4 protein-coding genes are annotated in these 7,187 nt (G+C 61.0%); 2 read left to right on the forward strand and 2 right to left on the reverse strand.

What is annotated here, in order from left to right; translation table 11 throughout:
* On the forward strand, nt 1-928 hold a 928-nt coding region (locus tag IDH44_RS25975), incomplete at its 5' end, for an S-layer homology domain-containing protein (RefSeq protein WP_190921728.1).
* Between the two features lie 108 nt (nt 929-1,036).
* On the opposite strand, the gene IDH44_RS25980 is transcribed toward IDH44_RS25975, so the two are convergent.
* Both IDH44_RS25980 and IDH44_RS25985 read right to left on the reverse strand, forming a co-directional pair.
* Nucleotides 1,037-2,173 carry a response regulator gene (locus tag IDH44_RS25980; protein WP_190921729.1) on the reverse strand — a complete coding sequence of 379 codons (1,137 nt, stop codon included), beginning with the start codon at nt 2,171-2,173 and terminating at the stop codon, nt 1,037-1,039.
* Between the two features lie 8 nt (nt 2,174-2,181).
* Nucleotides 2,182-3,912 (reverse strand): sensor histidine kinase, encoded by a 1,731-nt coding sequence (locus IDH44_RS25985; protein ID WP_190921730.1) that lies wholly within the window; start codon nt 3,910-3,912, stop codon nt 2,182-2,184.
* Nucleotides 3,913-4,150: 238 nt separating this feature from the next.
* Here IDH44_RS25985 and IDH44_RS25990 point away from each other — a divergent pair.
* Nucleotides 4,151-7,187, forward strand: a 3,037-nt coding sequence (locus tag IDH44_RS25990) for an Ig-like domain repeat protein (protein ID WP_190921731.1), incomplete at its 3' end; no start/stop codon positions are given.

Below are 7,187 nucleotides of genomic sequence, written 5' to 3' on the forward strand. Positions count from 1 at the left end.
AGCGCAGCCCTACAGCGAGCTCCGGGTGACGCTTGCTCCCGCTACCGAGGCCGAGCAAGGTGCGCTGCTCGAAGCCGTTGCACAGCTCGGCGCCCAGTTGCACGGCCAGCCGCTCAAGCTCAGCATCGGCGCCGTCGTGGCCGGCTTCGAACGCACCTTGACCGACTTCGGCCACGATGTCACACTGACGACGCCGCAGCCGCAGGACATGGCGACGACGCAAGGCGGCTTCATAGCGCGCTTCACGGCCAGCGCATCGGCGCAAGCCAGCTTCTCCCCCGTGCGCCTGACCGCCGGCCCGGCCGACGCGGACAGCTGGACGTGGCAGATTCGCACGGGCGGACTCTACGCCGCCTTGACCTACGACGCATCCTTCGCCGACATGGACGGCTCCTGGGCCGCCGATGCCGTACACCGGCTCGCCTCGCGGCTCATCGTGAACGGCGTGGACGGCGACACCTTCGCGCCCCAGGCCGCCGTTACCCGCGCCGAGCTGACCGCCATGGTCGTGCGCGCGCTCGGCTTGCCGACGGAGACGGATGCCGCCGCTGCGTTTGGCGATGTCGACCCTGAGCGCTGGTACGCCAGCATCGTGGCCACCGCCGCTCGCGAAGGGCTCGTGCAGGGCGATGCCGACGGCCGCTTCCGGCCCGATGCGCCGATCAGCCGCCAGGAGACGGCCGCGCTGCTGCTGCGGGCGCTGCAGTGGGTCGGCGCCGCCCCGGCAGCCGGCACGGACGACGCGCTGCGCGGCTTCGCCGATGCGCACCGCATCGCCCCGTGGGCCCGCACCGCCATCGCCGACGCCGTCAGCGCCGGGCTGCTGCAGGGCGACCCGGCCGGACGCCTGCAGCCGCAGGCCGACATCACGCGCGCCGAAGCCGCCGCCATGCTCGTTCGCCTGCTGGAGCGCATGGGGGCGAACTGATCCACTCATTGCCGTTGCCGTTACACCCCGTCAAAAAAGCTGCTGCTCCGCACATACTTGTGCGACTGGCAGCAGCTTTTTTATCATCTCCATCATCGAACGCAGAACTTAGCTGCTGAAGGGGAGACCCAGGGGCTCGAGCAGCTCAATCGCTGCGGGAGAAAGCGCGAGTCCCAGCTCCCGCTCATATCGCCGGGAGAAGGCCGCGCCGTGCTCCCGCGCCGATACAACATCCTTCTTCGCAATATAGCTTTGCAGCAGCAGCAGATTGGCCACTTCATCCAACTCATTGTGCGCGACCAATTTTCTAGCCCGTACTACGGCTTCATCCGCACGTTTTTCGTCCAGCAGACGGCGAATGAGACGACTTGCCAGTCGTGCGTAGAGCTCCTCCAGACTGGAGCGCTCGGCTGCCGCCCAGACGTAGGCCGACTCCTCGAACAATTCCCCTTCGTAGATCGCCTCACAAGCCATTGCCGGTTCGAGCGGCAGCGGGCTCGTGGCCGCGCAGAGCTGATTGGCTCTCGTTTCGAAGTGCAGATAATCGACCTGCATCTCCTCCATCTGCAGCCGGTATTTCTCTTGAGAGGTGACCACCAGATGCTTGTATCCATGGGAGTCGAGCGCCTTGCGCAACTGATACATGGCGGTGTTCAGGTAGAGAGAGGCGTTTTTGGGCTCCATCTCCGGGAAAACCTGATCCAACAGCCTTCCTTTCGAAACGAAGCTGCCGCGATGCACCAGCAAAAAACAAAACAGCTCCTTGCTTTTGTTGGAGAGCCACTTTACGGGCTCCGTTCGGTTGCCGACGACCTCCAGGACACCCAGCGCCCGCACCTGAAGCGTATCCGGAAGCTGCGCCGCCGCAACGGGGGCGGCTTTTCTCTCCATGCTCGCCTTCGCTCTGGCAATGGTCTGCGCCAGTCTCGCGTGCGACACAGGCTTCACCATGTAATCGAGCGGATAGATATCGAATGATTCAAGCGCGTAATGCTTGTGCGACGTAAGGAATACAATTTCCAGCTCTCCATAGCTCGAGCGGAGTTTGCGTGCCACATCCAGGCCGTTGTCCTGCCCGATCTGAATATCGATAAAGACGAGGTCCGCCGCGATCTGCGGCGCCTGCCTTAGCGCCTCCTCGGGATTTTGGAAGCTGCCGACGACTTCCGCGCCTTCGATATCTGCCAGCATTCGTTTCATGATCATCAGCATCGTCGCTTCGTCATCGATCAATAGGATTCGCATTCGTCATTTCACCCCGTTTGCAAAAAGACATGGCACGTCGTTCCCTCGCCAGGCGCGCTGCTCAGCGTCATCGATCCGCCGCCCATGCGCAGCAGCTGACGGCTGACCATCAGCCCGAGTCCCGTTCCTCGCTCGCCTTGCGTCCCCACCGTCGTATCCATCCGCAGTTCGTCCCGGACATTTCGAAGCTGCTGCTCGCTCATGCCCGTGCCGTAATCCCGGATCACAAGCTCGACCTTGTCTTGCCGCAGACCTGCCGTCACTTGTACCGTGCTTCCCCGTTCGGAGAATTTGATGGCGTTGGACAACAGATTGCGAATCACGAGAATCAGCGCTTCCCGATCGGCGTAGACCTGCAGCGTCCCGTCGACTTCGATCTGCATCTCGATCTGTTTCAATTCAAGCTGCAGAGCCAGCACGCGGCAGCCCTCCTCAATGAGCGCAAGCACCTTCAAGGGCTCGGAACGAAGCGTGACCCCGGTCTGTTGATTGCGAAACCATTCCAGCAGATTCTCCACCGTCGAATAACTGTTGCGCACCTGCTCCCCCAATGCGTGAATCATCTCCAGATGCTCTCCGCGAAATTGCGCGCGATCCCGTTCCAGCAGCTCGACGATGCTCATCTGCATGGCGAGCGGATTGCGAATATCATGCGAGATGGCGGTCAGCAGCTGATCCTTGGTCTGATTCAGTCGGGCAATTTCGTTCAGGTGATTCTGCTTCTCCGTAATATCGACAATGATGGAGATCGTTCCTTGCTTGTGCCGGCGCTGCGAGAAGAACGGATACACATTGACGATAAAGGCACGCTCCTCGCCCTGCACCGTCGCTTCGATCTCCAGATGCCGCGCTTCCATCGCGATACAGGCATCCGCCCACTGGGGCCAGGCGGTCATGATATGCTCGACACGTTCGCCGATCAAGCGCTGCTCCGAGCCATTCTCGAATAAGCGCTCTGCCAGTTGGTTGGTATCCATGATTTCGCCGCGTGGATTCGCGATAATGATGCCTTCGTGCACCGTTTCCATGACGACATTGCGAGCGGCCGGCACGATCGTGAATAGCTTGTTGCGCAGCGCAATCCAGAGCATCCCCATCGCCATCATTCCGAAATAAACCGAAATCGGAATCAGCCAATAGGTCATGCCAGGGACGAACGTCTTGATCACCTCGACGATGGCCGGACCGCAACCGAGAATCAGCAGCCAAGCGCCCGGTTTGCGGAGGTCCGGCCGAATGCTGCGTACGAAACGGAACAGAAAATAGTAGCAGCCGCCCAGCAAAATATAGCACAGCACATTAAAGATCATGGTGTATAGCGATTTGGGCGCTTCCAGATAGCCGTCCACCAGCGCAACGCTTTGATGCGCAAGACCATGCCACGGGTCCGTCCAGATGACGAGCACCCACGCGGCAAAAGGAAGGAGCATCAAAAGTTTGCGGCCCGTTTGCAGCCACCGGTCCTTGCCGTACAAGTCGAGCGTCACAAATACGAATAATGGCACAATAAAAACCAGCGTGGTTTGCTCAATATGACGGTAAATCAGCTTGAGCGGCAGTCCATTGCCGTTCCATTCAAGAATAACGGCCCAGGCGTAGATGCCGCGTAATACCATAATCCAGAGAAAATAACGCACGCCCCGCTCTCTTCGATAGATCAGAGCATAGCAGGCAAAAATACAGATCGCAATCGCTGCGATGACCATGCCTGCGGCAGGCAGTGTGCTCAAGAAGTCCATTGCTGCGGTTGTTCTCCTTCGCATTAGATAGCACTAGCTTATCACAAAAAAGTGGAAAGACGAAGCGGCCTGATCTGTCGCTTGATTACCCGATTCCCCCTTAGCTGACGCCACATGGCGACGAATCCTGACATCGGCCGCATGCAGTTGTTCATTTTCCGTTCATAGCGCTTTGCTAGACTTGGTAGTTGACTGGATCAATCGCTTTTGAACGGTCAGGAAAGGAAGGATGAGAAGGATGATGCGTTTGAAAAAAACGGGGCTCGTGACCCTGATTGCTTTGCTCGCGCTCGGACCGCTGCTCTTGCCGCCCAAGGCGGCAGCGGCTGCGACTGAGTTTACAGCCGTTTCGAGTCAGTTTTACTCACACCTGGCACTGGATCGTGACGGATCGATCTGGGCATGGGGGACCAACACCGTCGGCCAGTTCGGCAACGGTACTACCACTGCCTCCGATACTCCGCTGCAGATTGACGTTCGCGATAGCGGCGTACCGGTTACGTTTCAGCAGGCAGAGGTCGGATTTGAGCACAGCATCGCACTGGACGATGCAGGCCGGATCTGGACCACCGGCACTGACAGCAATGGGCAACTGGGCAATGGAGGCGCCGGCAGTTCCTTGTCCTGGAGCAGGCTTGCCATTATAGAAGGCGGAGCTGACGTGACGTTTACTGCGGTCGTCGCTCTCCGATGGACCTCCTTGGCCCTGGCCGACAACGGCGAGGTATGGGCATGGGGCCGCAGAGCTCCCGGTTATGGGAACACGGTGCTTCAAGTCCCGACCAAAACGAATCTGACCTACGGCGGTCAGCCGCTTACTTTCACCTCAATCTCTGGCTATGAGGAGCAGGCAACGGGCATCGATTCGGAACTTGAATTGGTTCAGGTCACACTAAGCGGAAATGCGCCCGCCAAGTTTGCCCTGGACGACGGCGACGGATCGACGCCTCATTTCCAAGCCGTTTCGACGGGAACAGGTTTTGGAGACGCCGGTTACCTTGCGCTGGCGCTGGAGGATGACGGCGAGCTCTGGATCTGGGGAAGCAACAATTACGGACAGCTCGGCGATGGCGGAGCCGATCCGGATACGCGCTGGTCCCCTGAGAAGCTGACCGTCATGGACGGCAGCAGTCCGGTCACCTTCGCCCAGATCTCTGCGGGCAATCATTACGCACTCGCCCTCGATACGAACGGCGACTTGTGGGCGTGGGGGAAAAATAACCACGGGCAGCTCGGCGACGGCACGACCGTACCCGGTGGTCCGGTCAAGGTGACGGACGACGGCACTCCCGTTCGATTCACTTCGATTACGGCCGGTTTTGAAAATTCCTTTGCCCTCGACGCCGATGGGCGGATATGGGCGTGGGGACAGGGATACGGCCTGGCGCCAAGTCCAATGCCCTTTAGCCCGACGGTAGGCCTGGGCGTGTCGCAATCCACGTCGACCTATCTCGAAGAAATCACGCTGACGGCCACCGTCTCCGGCGACCTGGACACCCCGACCGGGACAGTCGAGTTCCGGAACGGCGCAACTTCGCTCGGCAATGCGGCACTGAATGCAAGCGGCACAGCCACGCTGGACGTCTCTACCCTGCCGGTCGGCTCGCACAATCTGAGCGTTCACTATGCAGGCGATGACAATTACACCTCATTCACGTCCGATCCGGTCGCGCACACGGTAACGATGCCCGATGCGCCCGAGCTGACGCTGACGCCGTCTACGACCGCCGATACGTTCGATCCGGTGACGGTGTCGGTCGATGTGCAGCTTGACGGCGACGGCAACGGCCTGGACAGCTTGAAGTGGCTCACAGGCAATCACAGCGCGGCCGACTTCGCCGGGTCCGGGGCCGACATCACCGGCCCGCGCAGCTTCGCGGCCACCGCCAACGGGACTTACACCGTGTATGCACGCGATGATGCGGGCAATGAAACGGTCGAAACCATCTCGGTAACCAATATCCTGGTCGCCGGCGACGCGAGTGCGCTGCTGAGTGCGATTGCCGACGCCGAGCAGGCGCTGACCGATCATCCTCAGGGTTCGAACGTCGGGCAGGCTCCGGCTGCAGCACGTACCACGCTGCAGGCTGCCATCAACGACGCGCAGGCCATTGCGGATGATGCCGCGAACCAGACACAGGGACAGATCGACAGTGCGGAGTCGACGCTCGAAGCCGCGACCACGACGTTCCTCGGCACCGTCATCGGTGCGGGCAATGCTTCGGCGCTGCTGAGCGCGATTGCCGACGCCGAGCAAGCGCTGACCGATCATCCTCAGGGCTCGAACGTCGGGCAGGCTCCAGCTGCAGCAAGGGGGACATTGCAGAATGCCATCAACGACGCGCAGGCCATCGCGGATGATGCCGCGAATCAGACTCAGGGGCAGATCGATAGCGCCGAGTCGACGCTCGAGGCGGCGACCGCGACGTTCCTTGGCACCGTCATCGGCGCAGGCGATGCTTCGGCGCTGCTGGGCGCGATAGCCGACGCTGAGCAGGCGCTGACCGATCATCCTCAAGGCTCGAACGTCGGGCAGGCTCCGGCTGCAGCAAGGGGGACGTTGCAGAATGCCATCGATGACGCGCAGGCCATCGCGGATGATGCCGCCAACCAGACTCAGGGGCAACTCGACAGTGCAGAATCGACGCTCGAGGCGGCTACCGCGACGTTCCTCGGCACCGTCATCGGTGCAGGCAACGCTTCGGCGCTGCTGAGTGCCATCGCCGACGCCGAGCAGGCGCTGACCGATCATCCCGAAGGATCGAATGTCGGCGACGCGCCTACTGCAGCACGCACCACACTGCAGGATGCCATCGATGCGGCGCAAACCATCGCGGATGATGCCGCGAACCAGACGCAAGGACAGCTCGATAGCGCAGAGTCGACACTCGAAGCCGCGACGACTACGTTCCTTGGTACCGTCATCGGTGCAGGCAATGCTTCGGCGCTGCTGAGTGCGATTGCCGACGCTGAGCAAGCGCTGACCGATCATCCTCAGGGCTCGAACGTCGGGCAGGCTCCGGCTGCAGCACGTACCACGCTGCAGGATGCCATCAACGACGCGCAGGCCATCGCGGATGATGCCGCGAACCAGACACAGGGACAGATCGACAGTGCAGAGTCGACGCTCGAGACGGCAACCGCGACGTTCCTCGGCACCGTCATCGGTGCAGGCAATGCTTCGGCGCTACTGAGCGCGATTGCCGACGCTGAGCAAGCGCTGACCGATCATCCTCAGGGCTCGAACGTCGGGCAGGCTCCGGCTGCAGCACGTA

The sequence above is a fragment of the Paenibacillus sabuli genome (genome assembly GCF_014705605.1).
Lineage (GTDB): Bacteria > Bacillota > Bacilli > Paenibacillales > Paenibacillaceae > Paenibacillus_D > Paenibacillus_D sabuli.